The following is a 19,286-nucleotide window of genomic DNA, read 5'->3' as shown; positions in this document are numbered from 1 at the left end:
GCGTTACCAGCGGTAGTGCGCGAAGGCCTTGTTCGACTCGGCCATCTTGTGCGTGTCCTCGCGCCGCTTGACCGCGGCACCGAGACCGTTGCTCGCGTCGAGCAGCTCGTTCATGAGGCGCTCGGTCATCGTCTTCTCGCGACGGGCCCGGCTGTACTGGATCAGCCAGCGCAGACCCAGCGTGGTGCTGCGCGAGGCGCGGACCTCGACCGGGACCTGGTAGGTCGCACCACCGACGCGGCGGCTGCGGACCTCGAGGGCCGGCTTCACGTTGTCCAGCGCGCGCTTGAGCGTGACGACCGGGTCGGTGTCGCTCTTGGCGCGGGCACCCTCGAGGGCGCCGTAGACGATCGCCTCGGCGACCGAACGCTTGCCGTCCACCAGGACCTTGTTGACCAGCTGCGTCACCAGCGGCGACTGGTACACCGGGTCGGCGACGAGCGGACGCTTCGGGGCGGGGCCCTTGCGCGGCATTAGCTCTTCTCCTTCTTCGCGCCGTAGCGGCTACGAGCCTGCTTGCGGTTGCGGACACCCTGCGTATCCAGCGAGCCGCGGATGATCTTGTAGCGCACGCCGGGCAGATCCTTCACACGGCCACCGCGCACGAGCACCATCGAGTGCTCCTGCAGGTTGTGGCCGACACCCGGGATGTAGGCGGTCACCTCGATGCCGCTGGTCAGCCGGACGCGGGCGACCTTGCGCAGCGCCGAGTTCGGCTTCTTCGGCGTCGTCGTGTAGACGCGCGTGCAGACTCCGCGACGCTGGGGCGAACCCTTCAGCGCCGGAGTCTTGGTCTTCTCGACCTTGTCCTCGCGGCCCTTGCGGACCAGCTGGTTGATCGTGGGCATGGGTGGCCTGGATCTCCTACCTGCGCTGGGGTGGTGCTGTCTGTGTGGTGCGGGCTGGTCGTACCTGGTGCCGGTCCTGACCCGTTCCCGGCCGCGAACCATTGTCCGGCCCCCGCGGTCGGGCGTGTCGCCCAGCCCGGGACCGGCCGATGAAGTCGGACCGGAATCGGTCGCCCCTCGCGACTCGGCGCCGCCACCCACCGGCGTGAACCGGAAGGTGGTCCCCGGCAGCCGTGAGGCCACCCAGGCGCACCGCGAACGGGAGCAGGCCCAGGGCACCCTGGGCACGGCTGACCACGATACCCGTGCGCCCGAGGCCGGTCAAAGCCGGGTACCTCACATGCACGGCCAGCGGCCAACTGTCGCCCACCGAAGCGGGCGACACCCGGGACCAACGGCCCGCCGTCCGGTTCTCTTCCCAGCCCGTGGTCCGTGTCCCGGGCTCTGGGGCGGCGCGGCCGACGGTACCGCTCCGAGGTGCCTGGTGGGTGCTCTGTGCGGAGCGACATGCCGCTGCCCGATACCGTGCTCGCGGCGCCAACGGTGGTGCCGGGAGACCCGGGAGGGCACGTGCGCATCGGCATCCAGGCCAGCTACAGCGGTGGGTTCCAGGAGACGGCAGCCGAGATCCGGGACCTGGAGGCCGCGGGTCTCGACGTCGCGGCGGTGGCCGAGGTGTACACGTTCGACGCCGTCAGCCAGCTGGGGTACCTCGCCGCGGTCACCGAGCGGGTCGAGCTGCTCAGCGCCATCTTCCCGATCTACAGCCGCACTCCTGCCCTGACCGCCATGACCGCCGCCGGGCTCGACTTCGTGTCCGGCGGCCGGTTCACCCTCGGCCTGGGCGCCTCCGGGCCGCAGGTGATCGAGGGCTGGCACGGCGTCCCCTACGACGCTCCACTGCAGCGCACCCGCGAGGTCGTCGAGATCTGCCGCCAGGTGTGGCGCCGCGACCGCCTGGACCACCAGGGCAAGAAGTACACGGTGCCGCTGCCCGCCGACCAGGGCACGGGCCTGGGCAAGCCGCTGAAGCTCATCAACACCCCTGTCCGCGACCGGATCCCCGTGATGCTTGCCGCGCTCGGCCCCAAGAACGTCGAGCTCGCCGCCGAGATCGCCGAGGCGTGGGAGCCGATCTTCTTCCACCCGGAGAAGGCCGCATCCGTCTGGGGCGAGTTCCTCGCCGCGGGCAAGGCCAAGCGCGACCCGTCGCTCGGTGAGCTGCAGGTGATCACCGGGGTGCCGGTCGCCATCGGGGACGACGTCGAGCCGCTCCTGGAATTCGTGAAGCCGGCGCTGGCCCTGTACATCGGCGGCATGGGCGCCCGCGGCAAGAACTTCTACAACGACCTCGCCGTCCGCTACGGGTACGAGGCCGAGGCGAAGACGATCCAGGACCTCTACCTGGACGGCAAGAAGGACGAGGCCGCGGCCGCGGTGCCGCTGGAGCTGGTGAAGGCGTCGTCCCTCATCGGGCCCGAGTCCTACGTGGCCGAGCGGATCGCCGCCTTCGCCGAGGCCGGCGTGAGCACCCTGATGCTCCAGCCGCTGGACGGCAGCCGTGAGGCCCGCCTGAGGACCGTGGAGACGATGAAGCGCCTCGCCGGCTGAGCCGCCCGCTCCAGGGGTGTTGTGCACGCTCCAGGGGTCCTGCACGACCCCGAAGGCGCGTGCAGCACCCCGAAAGCGAGGGCCCCGCAGACCTGACCGGTCTGCGGGGCCCTTGTGTCACTCAGCTAGGGCGCTCAGCCCCGCCAGTCGTACTCCTCGAGGCGCACGGCCTCGCCGCTGCCCTGACCGAAGACGTCCGGGCTGTAGTACTGCCCGTCGTCGTACCCGGCCATCGTGTAGACCGCGGCGCGGGCCTCCTCGGTCGGCTCGACCGTGATGTTCCGGTAGCGGCTGATGCCCGTACCCGCCGGAATCAGCTTGCCGATGATCACGTTCTCCTTCAGGCCGAGCAGGCTGTCGCTCTTGCCCTGGATCGCGGCGTCGGTGAGGACCTTCGTCGTCTCCTGGAAGGACGCCGCCGACAGCCACGACTCGGTCGCGAGCGAGGCCTTGGTGATGCCCATGAGGACCGGACGGGCCGAGGCCGGCTCGCCGCCCTCGGCGACGACGCGGCGGTTCTCGGTCTCGAACAGCGTCCGCTCGACCAGCGCGCCCGGCAGGAACTCCGTGGCGCCCGAGTCGATGATGGTCACCCGCTTCAGCATCTGGCGGATGATCACCTCGATGTGCTTGTCGTGGATCGACACGCCCTGGCTGCGGTAGACCTCCTGGACCTCGCGGACCAGGTGCAGCTGCACCTCGCGGGGGCCCATGATCCGCAGCACCTCGTGCGGGTCCACAGCACCCTCGGTGAGCTGCTCGCCGACCTCGACGTGGGCGCCGTCCTCGACCCGCAGCCGCGACCGGCGCGACAGCTTGTCGATGACGACCTCGTCGGAGCCGTCGTCCGGGGTGATGGTGAGCTTGCGGAACTGCTCGCCGTCCTCCACCCGGATCGTGCCGGCCAGCTCGGCGATCGGCGCCTTGCCCTTGGGGACGCGGGCCTCGAAGAGCTCCACCACACGCGGCAGACCGTGGGTGATGTCCTCACCCGCGACACCACCGGTGTGGAAGGTGCGCATCGTCAGCTGCGTACCCGGCTCACCGATCGACTGCGCGGCGATGATGCCCACCGCCTCGCCGACGTCGACGAGCTTGCCGGTCGCGAGCGACCGGCCGTAGCAGGTGGCGCAGGTACCGAGCAGCGACTCACAGGTGAGCACCACGCGGACCTTGACCTCGGACACACCGGCGTCGATCAGCGTCTGGATCAGGACGTCGCCCAGGTCGGAGTTGGCCTGTGCGATGACCGTCCCGTCCTCGGCCACCACGTCGGCAGCCAGGGCGCGGGCGTAGACGCTGGTCTCCACGTGCGGGTCACGGACGACCTTGCCGTCGACGACGGTGCCGATCGGCATGACGACGCCGCGCTCGGTCCCGCAGTCCTCCTCGCGGATGATGACGTCCTGCGAGACGTCGACCAGGCGACGCGTGAGGTAGCCCGAGTCGGCCGTACGCAGAGCGGTGTCGGCCAAACCCTTGCGGGCACCGTGCGTGGAGATGAAGTACTCCAGCACCGACAGACCTTCCCGGAAGTTGGCCTTGATCGGCCGCGGGATGATCTCGCCCTTCGGGTTGGCGACCAGACCACGCATACCGGCGATCTGGCTGATCTGCATCATGTTGCCTCGGGCGCCCGAGTTGACCATGACCCAGACCGGGTTGGTGGTCGGGAAGTTGTCCACCATCGCCTGGCTGACCTCGGCCCGCGCGCGGGTCCAGATCTCGATGAGCTCGCCACGACGCTCGGTGTCGGTGATGACACCGCGCTCGTACTGCTTCTCGATCTTGGCGGCCTCGGCCTCGTGCCGGTCCAGGATCGCCTGCTTCGACGGCGGCGTGACGACGTCGTCGATGGCGATCGTGATGCCGGCGCGGGTGGCCCAGTGGAACCCGGCGGACTTCAGCGCGTCCAGCGTCGCCGCGACCTGCACCTTGGGGTAGCGCTCGGCGAGGTCGTTGACGATCGCCCCGAGCTCCTTCTTCGGCACCTGGTAGTTGACGAAGCGGTAGTCCTCGGGCAGGGCCTCGTTGAACAGCACCCGACCCAGGCTGGTGAGCACGCGCGCGGGTGCGCCCGGCGTCCAGTCCGCAGGCGCTTCCCACGGCTCGTTGACCGAGCCGTTGTCGACGCCGAAGACCTCGTCGAGGCGGATCCAGGCCCGCTCCTGCAGACCCAGCGCGCCCTTGTCGTACGCCATGACCGCCTCGGCGGCCGAGGAGAACGCGTGCGGCTGGCCACCATCGGCCTCGGCCGGCGAGGCCACGAGGGTCGTCAGGTGGTACAGGCCCAGCACCATGTCCTGGGTCGGCGCGGTGATCGGACGACCGTCGGCCGGGCTCAGGATGTTGTTCGAGCTCAGCATCAGGATCCGGGCCTCGGCCTGCGCCTCGGCCGACAGCGGCAGGTGCACCGCCATCTGGTCACCGTCGAAGTCCGCGTTGAACGCGGTGCAGACGAGCGGGTGGATCTGGATGGCCTTGCCCTCGACCAGCTGGGGCTCGAAGGCCTGGATGCCGAGACGGTGCAGCGTGGGCGCGCGGTTCAGCAGAACCGGGTGCTCGGTGATGACCTCCTCCAGCACGTCCCACACGACGGGGCGCGCGCGCTCGACCATCCGCTTGGCGGACTTGATGTTCTGCGCGTGGTTGAGGTCGACCAGCCGCTTCATGACGAAGGGCTTGAAGAGCTCCAGCGCCATCTGCTTGGGCAGACCGCACTGGTGCAGCTTCAGCTGCGGGCCGACGACGATGACCGAACGGCCGGAGTAGTCGACGCGCTTGCCGAGCAGGTTCTGGCGGAACCGGCCCTGCTTGCCCTTGAGCAGGTCGCTCAGGGACTTCAGCGGACGGTTGCCCGGACCGGTGACCGGCCGGCCGCGACGGCCGTTGTCGAACAGCGCGTCCACGGACTCCTGGAGCATCCGCTTCTCGTTGTTCACGATGATCTCGGGCGCGCCGAGGTCGAGCAGCCGCTTGAGCCGGTTGTTCCGGTTGATCACGCGGCGGTACAGGTCGTTCATGTCGCTGGTGGCGAAGCGGCCACCGTCGAGCTGCACCATCGGGCGCAGGTCCGGCGGGATGACCGGCACGCAGTCCAGCACCATGCCCATGGGCGAGTTGCGGGTCTGCAGGAACGCCGCGACCACCTTGAGCCGCTTCAGCGCGCGCAGCTTGCGCTGGCCCTTGCCGTTGCGGATGGTGTCGCGCAGCGACACGGCCTCGGCGTCGAGGTCGAAGTCGGCGAGCAGCTTCTGCAGCGCCGCGGCACCCATGCCGCCCTCGAAGTACTCCCCGAAGCGGTCGCGCAGCTCGCGGTAGAGGCCCTCGTCGGCGATGAGCTGCTTGACCTCCAGCTTGCGGAAGGTGTCGAGCACCTCCTCGAGGCGGTCGATCTCGCGCTGGGCGCGGTCGCGCAGCTGGCGCATCTCGCGCTCGCCACCCTCGCGCACCTTGCGGCGGACGTCGGACTTGGCGCCCTCCGCCTCGAGCTCGGCGAGGTCGGCCTCGAGCTTCTGCTGGCGCGCCTCGACGGTGGAGTCGCGGGCGTCCTCGAGGTTGTGCTTCTCGGCGCTGATCTCCGCCTCGATGGTCGGGAGGTCGCGGTGCCGCGCCTCGTCGTCCACCGTGGTGATCAGGTAGGCCGCGAAGTAGATGATCTTCTCGAGGTCCTTGGGCGCCAGGTCGAGCAGGTAGCCCAGGCGCGACGGAACACCCTTGAAGAACCAGATGTGGGTGACCGGAGCCGCGAGCTCGATGTGGCCCATGCGCTCGCGGCGCACCTTGGCCCGGGTCACCTCGACGCCGCAGCGCTCGCAGATGATGCCCTTGAACCGGACGCGCTTGTACTTGCCGCAGTAGCACTCCCAGTCCCGGGTGGGACCGAAGATCTTCTCGCAGAAGAGGCCATCCTTCTCCGGACGCAGCGTCCGGTAGTTGATGGTCTCGGGCTTCTTCACCTCACCGTGCGACCACTGGCGGATGTCGTCGCCGGTGGCAAGGCCGATGCGCAACTCATCGAAGAAGTTGACGTCGAGCAACGTGATGACCCCTTTCCGGGGCTAGTTCTTCTATGTCCAAGTGGGTGGGGAGCCGGCCGGCCCGAACCCGGGCCGGCCGGCTACCTGACTAAACGTCCTCGACGCTCGACGGCTCGCGGCGGCTGAGGTCGATGCCCAGCTCCTCCGCGGCCCGGAAGACCTCGTCGTCGGTGTCGCGCAGCTCAATCGCGTTGCCGTCGCTGGAGAGGACCTCCACGTTCAGGCAGAGCGACTGGAGCTCCTTGAGCAACACCTTGAACGACTCCGGGATGCCCGGCTCGGGGATGTTCTCGCCCTTGACGATCGCCTCGTAGACCTTGACGCGGCCCAGGATGTCGTCGGACTTGATGGTGAGCAGCTCCTGCAGCGCGTAGGCCGCGCCGTAGGCCTGCATCGCCCAGCACTCCATCTCACCGAAGCGCTGGCCACCGAACTGCGCCTTACCACCCAGCGGCTGCTGCGTGATCATCGAGTACGGGCCGGTCGACCGGGCGTGGATCTTGTCGTCGACCAGGTGCAGCAGCTTCAGGATGTAGACGTAGCCCACGGCGATCGGCTCGGGGAAGGGCTCCCCGGAGCGGCCGTCGAACAGCTGCGCCTTGCCGGTCTGCTTGACCATCCGGTCGCCGTCACGGTTGGGCGTCGTCGCACCGAGCAGGCCGATGATCTCGTCCTCCTTGGCGCCGTCGAACACCGGCGTCGCCGTCCGGGTGCCCGGGGCCGCCGACTTCGCCACCTCGGGAAGGTTGGCGGCCCAGTCCGGCGTGCCCTCGACCTGCCAGCCCTGCTTGGCGATCCACCCGAGGTGCATCTCGAGCACCTGGCCGACGTTCATGCGGCCGGGCACACCGAGCGGGTTGAGGACGATGTCCACCGGGGTGCCGTCCGGGAGGAACGGCATGTCCTCCTGCGGCAGGATCTTCGAGATGACGCCCTTGTTGCCGTGGCGTCCGGCGAGCTTGTCGCCGTCGGAGATCTTGCGCATCTGGGCGACGTAGACCCGGATCAGCTCGTTGACGCCGGCGGGCAGCTCGTCGCCGTCCTCGCGCGAGAACACGCGGACGCCGATGACCTTGCCGGACTCACCGTGCTTGACCTTCAGCGACGTGTCGCGCACCTCGCGCGCCTTCTCGCCGAAGATCGCGCGGAGCAGCCGCTCCTCGGGGGTCAGCTCGGTCTCGCCCTTGGGCGTGACCTTGCCGACGAGGATGTCGCCGGGGACGACCTCGGCACCGATGCGGATGATGCCGCGCTCGTCGAGGTCGGCGAGGACCTCCTCGGAGACGTTCGGGATGTCCCGGGTGATCTCCTCGGCACCGAGCTTGGTGTCGCGGGCGTCGACCTCGAACTCCTCGATGTGGATCGAGGACAGGACGTCGTCCTGCACGAGGCGCTGCGACAGGATGATCGCGTCCTCGTAGTTGTGGCCCTCCCACGGCATGAAGGCGACGAGCAGGTTCTTGCCCAGCGCCATCTCGCCCTGGTCGGTGCACGGACCGTCGGCGATGACCTGGCCGACCTCGACCCGCTGGCCCTCCTCGACGACCGGGGACTGGTTGATCGACGTCCCCTGGTTCGAGCGGCGGAACTTCAGCAGGCGGTAGGTCTGCCGGGTGCCGTCGTCGGCCATGACCGTGACGTAGTCGGCGGTGGAGTCCTCGACCACACCGGCCTTCTCCGCGGTCACGACGTCGCCGGCGTCGACGGCGGCACGCAGCTCCATGCCGGTGCCCACGAGCGGGGCCTCCGAGCGGAGCAGCGGGACGGCCTGACGCTGCATGTTCGCGCCCATGAGCGCGCGGTTGGCGTCGTCGTGCTCGAGGAACGGGATCATCGCCGTGGCGACCGAGGTCATCTGCCGCGGGGAGACGTCCATGTAGTCCACGTTCTCGGGGGCGAGGTAGTCGACCTCACCGCCCTTGGTGCGGACCAGGACGCGCTCCTCGGCGAGGCGACCCTGCGCGTCGAGCGGGCTGTTGGCCTGCGCGACGACGAAGCGGTCCTCCTCGTCGGCGGTCAGGTAGTCGATCTGGTCGGTGACGGTGCCGTTCTCGACCTTCCGGTACGGCGTCTCGATGAAGCCGAACGCGTTGACCCGGCCGAACGAGGACAGCGAGCCGATGAGGCCGATGTTCGGGCCTTCCGGCGTCTCGATCGGGCACATCCGGCCGTAGTGGCTGGGGTGCACGTCGCGGACCTCCATGCCGGCCCGCTCACGGGACAGACCGCCGGGACCCAGCGCCGACAGGCGGCGCTTGTGGGTCAGGCCCGCGAGCGGGTTGGTCTGGTCCATGAACTGGGACAGCTGGCTGGTGCCGAAGAACTCCTTGATGGAGGCGACGACCGGCCGGATGTTGATCAGGGTCTGCGGCGTGATCGCCTCGACGTCCTGGGTCGTCATCCGCTCGCGGACGACGCGCTCCATGCGGGAGAGGCCGACCCGGATCTGGTTCTGGATCAGCTCGCCGACGGTGCGCAGCCGACGGTTGCCGAAGTGGTCGATGTCGTCGACGCCGTGCTCGGGCTCGCCGGCGTGGAGACGCACGACGTACTCGATGGTCGCGACGATGTCGTCCTCGGTCAGCGTGCTGGTGCTCTGCGGCACGGAGACGCCGAGCTTCTTGTTCACCTTGTAGCGGCCGACCTTCGCGAGGTCGTAGCGCTTCGGGTTGAAGAAGAGGTTCTCCAGCAGCGCCTGCGCGGACTCACGCGTCGGCGGCTCGCCCGGACGCAGCTTGCGGTAGATGTCGAGCAGCGCCTCGTCCTGCCCGGCGACGTGGTCCTTCTCCAGCGTCGCGAGGACGGTCGGCGACCACTGGAAGTGCTCGCGGATACGGTCCTCGCCCCAGCCGAGCGCCTTGAGCAGCACGGTGACCGGCTGGCGGCGCTTGCGGTCGATGCGGACGCCGACGGTGTCGCGCTTGTCGACGTCGAACTCCAGCCACGCACCGCGGCTGGGGATGACCTTGGCGCTGTAGACGTCCTTGTCCGACGTCTTGTCGAGAGTCTTGTCGAAGTAGACGCCCGGGCTGCGGACGAGCTGGGACACGACGACGCGCTCGGTCCCGTTGATGACGAAGGTGCCCTTGTTCGTCATGATCGGGAAGTCGCCCATGAACACCGTCTGGCTCTTGATCTCGCCGGTGGTGTTGTTCATGAACTCGGCCGTGACGAACAGCGGCGCCGCGTAGGTCATGTCCTTGTCCTTGCACTCCTCGAGGGACGCCTTGACGTCCTCGAAGCGCGGGTTGGAGAAGGACAGCGACATCGAGCCGCTGAAGTCCTCGATCGGGGAGATCTCCTCGAGGATCTCGGCGAGGCCGCCGACCGCGTCGGCCTGCTCCTCGGGCGAGAGGGTGGCGCGCCACTCGGGGCTGCCGATGAGCCAGTCGAACGACGCCGTCTGCAGGGCGAGCAGGTCCGGGACCTCGAGAGGCTCCTGGATCTTCGCGAAGGAGACGCGCAGCGGGGCGCCGGGGATCTTCTGCTGGTCGGCCTCACCGGTTCGGGGGCCGCTTGCGCTGTTCTTTTCGGTGGTGCGGGTGGGCGTGCTGGTGGGGCGAGAGCCTGCCAAGATGCGTCCTTCCAAGGACCTCACGACGTGCGGGCGGGACTGTGCGGGGTCGTCGTCGGTAATGGCGGAGCTGTCCACCTGACCGGGCCCGGACCGTTGGCCGACCACGGGTGTCCGGAACCTGCTCCCGGGCACCCCTGGTGACCCGTCTCGGCGGGCAAGCAGTCAGAGGGCAGCGCAACAGGAGACCCTACCCCTGCTCCAGCGCTCTGTCCACGCCGGGGGGCCGGGTGCGACCGGCGCCACATCCGGGGGACGGGCGGTGCTGAGCATGGGACCAACGGGCGTGCGCGACCATGATGCCAGTAGAGGGCGTCCGGCGTAACCGCCACGCCCAGAAGGACCCCCTCCTTCTCAGCCCTCGCACGCTCGGGCCGAGCCTCGGGAGGGGGCTCAGCTGGTGGTCAGCAGGGTCAGGTCGTTGATCTTCCAGTCCCCGTTCACCTTGGCGATCCGCACCTGCACCGTCTGCGTGCACGACTGGGCACCGTCGGCCGTGACGGTGCACTCCGACCCCTGGGGGGCGGGCTGCTCACCGGTGTTGACCGACTTCACGACGTACTCGCCGAAGACGACGACGGTCGCGGTGTCCTGGGCGTCGTTGACCTGCTGCAGGCCGACGTCGAGGACCTGGTAGCTCGTGGTCGCCGACACCTGCTTGTAGGTGTCGATGATGCCGCCCTGGCCGAGGTCCTTCTTGTACTGGTCGCGCAGGTCGCCGGTCAGCACGTCGAGCTTGCGCTTGATGCTGCCGTCGGAGTCCTTGTAGTCGTAGGCGTAGAGCGCCTGCACACCGCTGCGCGCCGCCGAGAAGATCGTCGGGTCGACGTACCCGGGGTCGACCCGCTGCCGGATCAGCAGCCCGCCCGCGACGAGCGCCGCCACGCACAGCAGCGCGAGGACGAGCGCCGGCACGCGGGAGGGACGACGGCCTGCCGTGGCCTCGGCGGCGGCCGTTCCGCGATCGCGGGAGAGGGCGGCCGAGCCGGTCCGCTCGCTCCGCGACGTGGCCGGACGTGCCGTGGCCGCCGGTCGGGCCGTCTCGGCGGTCGCGTCCTCGCGCTCCCGCCGGCTGCCGGCGACGCGGGGGCGCGGCGTGGGTCGCGCCCCTGCGGCCGGCCGCGGGCGCGGCGTGGGGCGGGGGCGCTCGTCGGAGCTGGTCCGGTCAGGAGTGTCAGCCATTGTTGCCGGTCCCCGTCCCCGCGACGCCCGAGAGCAGCCAGCGGCCGCCCGTCTTCTCCATCTCCACCCGGATGCGGTAGCGCACGACCTGCGCCTGCTCGCTCGCGCTGCTCTTCTGCGTCGACTGGATGACCAGCAGCACGGTGGCGCTCTTCTCGCCGGCGCTGGTGACCCCCGCGCCGACGACCTCGGTGTTCACCGTCGCCTGCGAGTCGGTGATCTGCTGCCTCCGGCTGTCGAGCTGGTCGACGGCCTCCTTCTTCAGGTCGCCGGTGGTGACCCGGCGGATCTGCTCGAGGTCGTCGTCGAGGGTCAGGTAGTCGAACGACGTCATGTCCACGACGCCGGAACGGGCGGCCTGGAGGACCTCGACGTAGTCGTCGGTCCGGACCGACGACTTCGCCGGGCGGGTGAACCAGAGGAAACCCACCCCGGCGAGCAGGAGCACCAGGATGACGGCGAGCACCGGCACGAGGGGCACTGACGGACGGGTGGCCGTCGGCGCGCCACCGTCCGGGTCGTCTGCCGGACGCCGGCGGGAACGGCGCCCCTTCTCCGCGGCCGTCTCCACCGTCGCCTCAGGACCGGTCGCCCGGGGTTCGGGGGCCGGCGTCTCGTCGGCGGTCGACGCCAGGGTCGGCGTGTCCTCCTCCTGCGGGCGTGGCCGCGCATCGCTGGTCACGCGCTGGATCCTCCTCGTCGTCTCACGGTGGCTGGTCTCCTCATCGGTGCCGGCGGTGCGGTGCTCAGCCGGCGGTGCTGGAGAACGGGCTGGCGTGCAGCATGCCGTTCAGCGCATCGGTCAATGGGTTGGAACCGCCGAGGGCCCCCGTGCCGCCGGCCGCACCGCTCTGCGGGCCGCCCGATCCCACTCCCCCGGAGCGGCCGATGTTCTGCTCGCCACGGATGTTGGAACCGTTCTCGTTCACCCCGTCCGACGGATTCGGGTCGACACCGTTGATCACCGAGCAGGTGACGCTACGGGTGTCGGCCGCCGCGACGGCGCCCGGGCTCGGCGTCGACGCCGTCGACCGGTAGCCGCTGATGCAGGCGTGGGGATCGTCGGCGTTGAGCACGAACCCGAAGTGGGCGCGCATCGTGCCGCTGTCGTTGCGGACGACGGTGAAGCCGCCCGAGACGACGTCGGGATACGTGACGAGCATCTGCTCGACGCCGTCCAGCCGCGGGATGGTGACCTTGTTCAGGATGTCCAGGTTGCGGACCAGCGAGCCCAGCCCTGGTCCGGCATTGTCCACCAGCTGCTGGATCTCACCGGCAGCGTCGGGGGCGTTCACCACGAGCTGCCGCACGTCCGGGTCGATCTGGACGAGCGTGTCGGTCACCTTCCGCAGGTCCGAGGCCCACTGGCGGATCGCCGACCGGTTGGCGTTCTGGGTGTCGAGGACCGTCTGCCCGTCGGTGATCAGCTTGAGGGTCTGCGGCAGCGACTCCTCGGCACGGGCGAGCAGCAGGTTGCCGTTGTCGATCAGCCGGCCGAGGTCGTCGCCGGAGCCGGCGAAGGCCTGCCCGAGCTCGTTGACCACGATCCGGAGGTTCTCCTGGTCCAGCGAGCCGACGAGCTTGTCCATGTTGAGCAGCAGCTGCTCGACCGGGACCGGGATCGAGGTGCGGTTCTTCGGGATGACCGACCCGTCCTTCAGATAGGGCCCCTTGTCGTCATCGGGCTTGAGCAGCACGTACTGCTCACCGACGGCGCTGCGGGTCGCCACCACCGCCTTGGTCGAGGCCGGGATCTTGTCCGCTCCGGGGTCGATGCTCAGCACCACCCGGACGCCTCCGTCGATCAGCTTCATGTCGGTGACCCGGCCCACGGCGACGCCGCGGTAGGTCACCTCGGCGTTGACGAAGATGCCGCCGGAGTCCTTGAAGTCCGCGGCGACGTCGTAGCCGCTGCCGAGGATCACGCGGTCCAGCCCGACGTACTTGAAGCCGAGGTAGGACATGCCGAGCACCGCCACGACGGCGAACGCAATGAGCTGCAGCTTGGTCCGGCGCGTGATCATCCGGTCACCCCCGGGATCGCCGGCACGCCGATGGTGCCGGTCGGCGCCTTCGGATCGGGCACCTGGCCCACGATGTTCCCCGGCAGCGTCGTGAACGGACCGACCCCGCCGCCGGACCCGCCGGTCGCCGCCGCCGCCTGGTTGGCCGGCGGCGTGCCGGCCTGGCCACAGGTGCCGGTGGGGACGTCCTCGGGCCGCAGCACCTTGAGGGCTCCGGTCACCGGGTCGATGGCGTATCGGCAGAGGGTCTGGGTGAGGTCCAGCTCGACCGAGGCCGTCATGTTGGTGAACAGCGCGTACCCGCCCGTCCGCTGGTCCTGCCGGTAGTTGAGCGGGGTGGCGCCACCGTGACCGGTGCCGATCACCGAGCTGGCGGGGAACGGGTACGTGATCAGCAGGTCCAGCGAGCCGGCGAGGTCCGGCCCGGCCGCGGCCAGTTGCGTGAGGATCGGCTGGAGCAGCTTCAGGTCGGCGACGGTGTCGGCCGAGGACTGGTTGATGATCCGCGTCCCCACGTCACCGAGCCGGGCCAGGCCCTGCAGCATCGAGACGAGCAGGTCGCGCTGCTGGTTGATCACGTCCAGGCCCGGGCCGATGTCGGCCAGGGCGGTGTCGATCGTGGTGGTGCGCGACGCCAGGGTGTCGGCGAGGGTGTTCGCGCTGTCCAGCGCCCGGTTGATCTCGGACTTCTGGACGTCGAGGCCGCCGATGAACGTGTCGAGCTGGGTCAGCGTGCTGCGGACGGCGGCCTCGCGGCCCTGCAGCGCCTCCCCCAGCTCCCGGTTGATGGTCTGCAGCTGGGCCAGCCCGCCTCCGTTGAGGACAAGGGACAGCGCGCCGAGGAGCTCCTCCACCTCGACGTTCCGGTTGGTCCGCTCCAGCGGGATGTGGGGGTGCTGACGCAGCGTGCCCTCCGGCTTCTCGTTGCCCGGGGCGGCGAGCTCGATGAACTTCTCCCCCAGCAGCGACGACTGCTGGATCTTGGCCACGGCGTTCGCCGGGAGGTCCACGTCGCCGTTGACCGTGAGGGTGACCAGCGCCGTCCAGTCCTTCCGCAGTTCGATCTTGTCGACCCGTCCGACCGGCACGTCGGCCACCTTGACACCGGACTGCGGCACCAGGTCGAGCACGTCGAGGAAGGCCACCTGAACGGTGTACGGGTCGCTGCCGACGTCGGCGCCGCCGGGCAGGTTGAAGGAGTAGGCGCCGCGGAAGCCGCAGCCGGCCAGCAGCGTGGCCAGCGTGACCAGGGCGGCGAGCCGCCGCAGGCGGGATCGCACCGTTGCGCGGTTCATCCCTGTCCCCCGATCGACGGCAGTCCGACGATCTGCCGGCCGCCCGCGCCGCCGCCGGCGCCACCCCCGTTGATCAGGGTGAGCAGCTCCTGCAGGTCGGGGATGTTGTTGCCGTTGGCGTCGTCGGGCACGTTGTCGGCGTTGGCGTCACCGGACAGCAGCCGGGCGCAGATGCCCTCCGGCGTCGTCGGCAGCGGCACCGGGACCGGCAGCGTCGGGTCCGGGAGGGGCAGATCCTTGATCGTCACCCGCCCCGTCGCCGCGAGGATCTGGCAGACGATGACCTCCGGGGAGGTCGAGCCCACCGAGTTGTCGCGGGTGTCGAGCGTGCCGTAGTCGGGGTTGTAGGCGTGCGACAGGTTGCCCAGGGCGGCGGGCGCGACGTCCAGCACCTCGGCGAGGGCCTGCCGCTGCTGCACGAGGGCCAGCGTGACGTCCGCGAGGCGGTTGACGTTCGTCGTCAGCAGGGTCCGGTTGGCCTGCACGAAGCCGGAGACGTCGGCCAGCGCCTTGTTCAGGAGGGTGACCGCCGACGCGAGGTCGGCGCGTTCCTGGGCGAGCTGGGCGGCGACGGCGGTCATGTTCTGGTTGAACTGGCCCACCTGCGCGTCGATGGAGGCCAGGGCGGTGGTGAACGTCTGCAGGTTGTCCAGGGACGCGAACAGGTCGTTCCGGTGGTCGGACAGGGTCTCGACGGCCTGCGAGAAGCCCTTGAGCGTGCGGTTGAGCGCCGCGCCGTTGCCGTCGAGGTTGGCCGCGCCGACGTCGACGAGGTCCGACAGCGCGCCGTTCTTGTTGGCACCGTTGGGACCCAGAGCGGCCGACAGCTCGTCGAGGGCGCCGTAGACCTGGTCGAGCTCGACCGGGGTGGCGGTGCGCTCCAGCGGCACCTTCGCGCCGTCCTTCATCTTCTCCCCGCCGTCGTAGACCGGCGCGAACTGCACGTACCGGTCGGACACCAGCGACGGGGCGAGGACGACCGCGTCCGCCTTGGCAGGGATGTCGTAGGCGTCGTCGATCAGCATCTGCACCCTGACCTTGTCGCCCTCGGGGACGACGTCGCTGACGGTGCCGATGGGGATGCCGAGCACGCGGACGTCGGAACCGGGGTACAGGCCGACCGTCTGGGTGAACCAGGCCGTGACCCGGTACTGGCCCGCGGGCCGCAGGATCGTCCAGCCCAGCGCAGCCAGCAGGACGAGGGTGGCCGCGACCGCCACGCCACGCTGCAAGGTGCCGCTCATCAGTTGCCCTCCGTACAGCCCACGGGGAGCGGTGTCTGTGCGGCGCCGCCGCAGACGATCCCGCCGACGACGGCCGGCAGCAGGTTGTCGACGAAGCTGTCGAACCAGCGGCCGTTGCCCAGGGTGTTGGTGAAGACCCGCACGAACGGCGCCAGGTTGTTGACCGTCTGCGCGAGCGCCGCCCGGTTGCGGGACAGGATGTCGGTGACCGTGGACAGCTGCTGCAGCGCCGGCGTCAGCGTCGCGCGGTTGTCGGCCACCAGGCCCGACAGCTGCTTGGACAGCTCCTGGGTGCTCGTCAGGATCGAGTCGATCAGCTCGCGGCGCCGCTGCACCTCGGTGAGCAGCACGTTGGAGTCCTCGATGAGCCGGGTGAACTCACCGTTGCGGTCGGCCAGCACCTGGCTGACCTGGCGCGTGGCCGACAGCAGCTGGCCCAGCTGGGCGTCGCGGGAGGAGATCGTGTCCGACAGCCGCGCCAGCCCCTGCAGGGAGGTGCGCACCTCCTCGGGGGTGTTCGCGAACGTCTGCGACAGCACCTCGAAGGAGCTCGCCAGCTGCGTGGTGTCCAGTTGCTCCACCGTGGTCGACAGGTCGGCGAAGGCCTCGACGACGTCGTACGGCGAGGCGGTGCGGTCCAGCGGGATCGGCTTGTCCGGGTCCAGTGCGGTGCTGCCCCGCGGGACGAGCGCCAGGTACTTCGCACCGAGCACCGTCTCGATCTTGATGGCCGCCTCGGACCGGTCGCCGACGAACGCGTCGGACACCCGGAACTCGACGGTCACCGCGCCGTGCTCGAGCGCCAGGCTCTCCACCTTGCCGACCTTCACCCCCGCGACCCGGACCGGGTCGTCGGGCTGCAGGCCGGCGGCCTCGGAGAACTGCGCGCGGTAGACGGTGCCGCCACCGATCAGGGGCAGCGACTGCGCGTTGAAGGCGAGGAACACCAGCAGGGCGATCACGGTGAGGCTGATGGCGCCGATGATCACCGGGTTCCGATCGCGGAAGGGCTTGGACTCACGAGCCATCACCGACACCCCCTCTCGCCGTTGTTCAGGCCGCTGCCCGCCGGGATCTGCACGCCGGTCTCGGTGCCGCCGGGCCCGGTCGCGGGGACGACGACGTAGCCCGAGGCGCTGCACATGAAGAAGTTGAACCAGCTGCCGTTGATCGCGGTTCGGGTGATCGAGTCGATCTTCATCGGGGCCAGCTTGAGGAAGCCCTCGAGCACGTCACCGCTGTCGGCGAGGTTGCTCGACAGCTGCCCGAGCCCCTGGATGTCCGCAGCCAGCGGCGGGCGGGCGTCGGCGAGGAAACCGCTGGTCGTCGTCGCCAGGGTGTCGATCGTCTGCAGCGAGTTGAAGATGGCGTCCTTGTCGCCGGCCAGCCCCGTCACGAACTGCTGGAGGCTCACGACGAGGTCCGACAGCTGCTGATCGCGCGCGGCGACATGGCCCATGACCGTGTTCAGGTTGTCGATGACATTGCCGATGACGGCGTCCTTGTCCGCCAGCGAGCTGGTCAGCGAGGCGACGTGGTTCAGCAGGCTCTCCACCGTGCCGCCCTCGCCCTGGAAGACCTGGATGATCTCGAAGGACACGCGGTTCATGTCTGCCGGCGACAGCGCCTGCAGCAGGGGCCGGAACCCGCCGAACAGCGTCGTGAGGTCGAGTGCCGGCTTCGTCTGGGCCAGCGGGATGACGCCGCCGTCGCGAAGCGTCCGGCCGCCTGACCCCTTCCCCTCGGTCAGCGCGATGTAGCGCTGGCCGACGAGGTTGCGGTACTTGATCGTGGCCTGAACGGCCGCGGGCACCGGGACGTCCGCGCTGACCTCCAGGGTGACCTCGGCGGTCGGCCGGTCCTGCTTCGCGGACAGGCCGATGCCGGTGACCTGGCCGACCCGGACGCCCGCGATGCGCACCTCGTCGCCCGCGACGAGACCGGCGACGTCGGTGAACTGGGCCTTGTAGGTGAGCTGCTTGCCGTAGCCGGCGTTGGTGATCGTGCTGATCAGCACGTAGCTCGCCAGCACCGTCACCAGCCCGAAGATCACCAGCTTGACCAGCGGGCCGGTGAGGCCGCGCAGTTGTCCCTTCATCGCAGCATCACCTGCGTCCCGCGCAGCAGGGGCGCCATCGTGGAGGCGGCCAGGTCCGAGACCTGGCCCGGCTTCAACCCGGTCTGGTAGGCGAGGATGCTGCGCACGAAGTCCAGTTCCGCGGTCGAGCCGGCCAGGTGGAACGGCAGGGACTGCCCCGCCCCCGGGTCGGGATTGCCCGCGCCCGGCGGCACGTCCTTGGGCCCGCTCCCGCCGAGGCAGTTGGGGTTGCCCGTCGTCGGGTTGTCGGCGGAGTTCACCCCGTCGGCCGGCGCGTTCGGGCAGTAGTACTCGTTGTGCTGGGCCGCGGCGATGATCGCGTCGATGTTGTCCAGTCCTCGGCAGTCGGGGCCGCTCTGGTCGGCGTACTGCGGCTGGTCACCGGGCACGTAGGGGTTGCGCGGCGGCAGGCTGACCGTGATGTTCAAGTTCAGCGCGGGGTCGCCGTCGGCGCCGAAGGCCTCGCTGATCATCGGGTTGAACCGCGTCAGGCCGTTGAGCAGGCAGGGGTACTCGGGCGAGTACTTGGCGAACACCCCGAGCACCGGCCGGGAGGTCTGGGCCAGTGAGATCAGGTTCTGCTCGTTGGTCTCCAGGAAGGCCGCCGTCACGTTCGAGGACGCGTCCACGACGGTGAACGTGCGGCGCAGCTGCTCCTTCTGGTCGACCAGCGTCTTGTTCACGATCGACAGGTTGTCCAGGACGGCGAGCAGGTCGTCCGCGGCCCCCTGGTAGGTGTCGGCGAAGTCGGCGAGCTCGGAGATGTCGGCCTGCAGCTGCGGCAGCACCGTGTTGACCTGGCCGAAGTACTCGCCGGTGGCGGCGAGGTTCTCGCCCAGGGACTTCCCGCGACCCCGCAGTGCGTCGGCCACCGCGCCGAGGGTGTAGGAGAGGTCCTGCGGCTGCACGGCCTGCAGCAGCGGGAGGGTGTCGTCGATGACCTTCTGCAGCTCGATGGCGTTCGAGCTCCGGTCCTGGCCGATGACGTCGCCGTCGGCGAGCCTCTTCTGGCTGGGGCTGTCGGGGATCTGCAGGTTGACGAAGCGCTCACCGAACAGCGTCTTGGGCAGCAGCCGGGCGCTGACGTCGGCGGGGATCTCGTCGAGGTAGTCGGGGTTGATGGCCAGGTCGATGGTGGCGCCCTCGGTGCTGGCCGCCACGCTGCGGACCTCGCCGACGATCACCCCGCGCACCTTGACGTCGGAGGCCTCCTGCAGCTGGTTGCCGGCGGTGTCGGTCTTCAGGGTCACGTGGGCGACGGTGGCGAAGGCCTTCTGGTACGTGGCGACCGCCAGGCCCAGCAGCAGTGCCAGGACGACGAGGAACGCCACGCCCTGCAGCCGGATGCGGATCTTCTTGCTCATCGCCGG

General features: G+C 69.7%; 13 protein-coding genes. 1 reads left to right on the top strand and 12 read right to left on the bottom strand.

The window, feature by feature from the left end; all coding sequences use genetic code 11:
* Nucleotides 1-3 precede the first annotated feature (3 nt).
* Nucleotides 4-474, bottom strand: coding sequence for a 30S ribosomal protein S7 (gene rpsG, locus AC2H4J_RS12930; protein ID WP_487465282.1), 471 nt, complete (start codon nt 472-474; stop codon nt 4-6).
* Entirely contained in the window at nt 474-848 is a 375-nt protein-coding gene (rpsL, locus tag AC2H4J_RS12925; protein WP_012950487.1) for a 30S ribosomal protein S12, read from the bottom strand. Before rpsL ends, rpsG begins: the two co-directional genes overlap by 1 nt.
* 507 nt (nt 849-1,355) lie before the next feature.
* Between rpsL and AC2H4J_RS12920 the strand changes: the two genes are divergently transcribed.
* Nucleotides 1,356-2,459: an LLM class F420-dependent oxidoreductase gene (locus AC2H4J_RS12920; protein ID WP_487465281.1), complete on the top strand. Its 1,104-nt coding sequence runs from the start codon at nt 1,356-1,358 to the stop codon at nt 2,457-2,459.
* A 134-nt stretch (nt 2,460-2,593) separates the two neighbouring features.
* On the opposite strand, the gene AC2H4J_RS12915 is transcribed toward AC2H4J_RS12920, so the two are convergent.
* The 10 genes from AC2H4J_RS12915 to AC2H4J_RS12870 form a co-directional block, all read right to left on the bottom strand.
* Complete coding sequence (locus AC2H4J_RS12915) at nt 2,594-6,499, bottom strand: DNA-directed RNA polymerase subunit beta' (RefSeq protein WP_487465280.1); 3,906 nt, start codon at nt 6,497-6,499, stop codon at nt 2,594-2,596.
* Between the two features lie 88 nt (nt 6,500-6,587).
* Entirely contained in the window at nt 6,588-10,073 is a 3,486-nt protein-coding gene (rpoB, locus tag AC2H4J_RS12910) for a DNA-directed RNA polymerase subunit beta (RefSeq protein WP_487465279.1), read from the bottom strand.
* A 393-nt stretch (nt 10,074-10,466) separates the two neighbouring features.
* Complete coding sequence (locus tag AC2H4J_RS12905; RefSeq protein WP_487465278.1) at nt 10,467-11,255, bottom strand: hypothetical protein; 789 nt, start codon at nt 11,253-11,255, stop codon at nt 10,467-10,469.
* Entirely contained in the window at nt 11,248-11,937 is a 690-nt protein-coding gene (locus AC2H4J_RS12900) for a hypothetical protein (protein WP_487465277.1), read from the bottom strand. The genes AC2H4J_RS12905 and AC2H4J_RS12900 overlap by 8 nt, the downstream gene beginning before the upstream one ends.
* Nucleotides 11,938-12,001: 64 nt before the next feature.
* Nucleotides 12,002-13,279 carry an MCE family protein gene (locus AC2H4J_RS12895; RefSeq protein ID WP_487465276.1) on the bottom strand — a complete coding sequence of 426 codons (1,278 nt, stop codon included), beginning with the start codon at nt 13,277-13,279 and terminating at the stop codon, nt 12,002-12,004.
* Nucleotides 13,276-14,559: an MCE family protein gene (locus tag AC2H4J_RS12890; protein WP_487465275.1), complete on the bottom strand. Its 1,284-nt coding sequence runs from the start codon at nt 14,557-14,559 to the stop codon at nt 13,276-13,278. Before AC2H4J_RS12890 ends, AC2H4J_RS12895 begins: the two co-directional genes overlap by 4 nt.
* Nucleotides 14,560-14,570: 11 nt before the next feature.
* Nucleotides 14,571-15,818 carry an MCE family protein gene (locus tag AC2H4J_RS12885; protein ID WP_487465274.1) on the bottom strand — a complete coding sequence of 416 codons (1,248 nt, stop codon included), beginning with the start codon at nt 15,816-15,818 and terminating at the stop codon, nt 14,571-14,573.
* On the bottom strand, nt 15,818-16,846 hold the full coding sequence (locus AC2H4J_RS12880) for an MCE family protein (RefSeq protein WP_487465273.1): 1,029 nt from the start codon (nt 16,844-16,846) through the stop codon (nt 15,818-15,820). Before AC2H4J_RS12880 ends, AC2H4J_RS12885 begins: the two co-directional genes overlap by 1 nt.
* Nucleotides 16,846-17,916: an MCE family protein gene (locus tag AC2H4J_RS12875; RefSeq protein ID WP_487465272.1), complete on the bottom strand. Its 1,071-nt coding sequence runs from the start codon at nt 17,914-17,916 to the stop codon at nt 16,846-16,848. The genes AC2H4J_RS12880 and AC2H4J_RS12875 overlap by 1 nt, the downstream gene beginning before the upstream one ends.
* A complete protein-coding gene (locus tag AC2H4J_RS12870) occupies nt 17,913-19,280 on the bottom strand; it encodes an MCE family protein (RefSeq protein ID WP_487465271.1) in 1,368 nt (455 codons plus the stop codon). The genes AC2H4J_RS12875 and AC2H4J_RS12870 overlap by 4 nt, the downstream gene beginning before the upstream one ends.
* Nucleotides 19,281-19,286: the final 6 nt, after the last annotated feature.

This window comes from Blastococcus sp. OS1-29 (genome assembly GCF_057628075.1).
This window is presented reverse-complemented; position numbering and strand designations above follow the sequence as displayed.

Coding starts and splice junctions, on each gene's coding strand:
- rpsG (WP_487465282.1), bottom strand. CDS start 474: ATGCCGCGCAAGGGCCCCGCCCCGAAGCGTCCGCTCGTCGCCGACCCG.
- rpsL (WP_012950487.1), bottom strand. CDS start 848: ATGCCCACGATCAACCAGCTGGTCCGCAAGGGCCGCGAGGACAAGGTC.
- AC2H4J_RS12920 (WP_487465281.1), top strand. CDS start 1,356: ATGCCGCTGCCCGATACCGTGCTCGCGGCGCCAACGGTGGTGCCGGGA.
- AC2H4J_RS12905 (WP_487465278.1), bottom strand. CDS start 11,255: ATGGCTGACACTCCTGACCGGACCAGCTCCGACGAGCGCCCCCGCCCC.
- AC2H4J_RS12895 (WP_487465276.1), bottom strand. CDS start 13,279: ATGATCACGCGCCGGACCAAGCTGCAGCTCATTGCGTTCGCCGTCGTG.
- AC2H4J_RS12885 (WP_487465274.1), bottom strand. CDS start 15,818: ATGAGCGGCACCTTGCAGCGTGGCGTGGCGGTCGCGGCCACCCTCGTC.
- AC2H4J_RS12880 (WP_487465273.1), bottom strand. CDS start 16,846: ATGGCTCGTGAGTCCAAGCCCTTCCGCGATCGGAACCCGGTGATCATC.
- AC2H4J_RS12875 (WP_487465272.1), bottom strand. CDS start 17,916: ATGAAGGGACAACTGCGCGGCCTCACCGGCCCGCTGGTCAAGCTGGTG.
- AC2H4J_RS12870 (WP_487465271.1), bottom strand. CDS start 19,280: ATGAGCAAGAAGATCCGCATCCGGCTGCAGGGCGTGGCGTTCCTCGTC.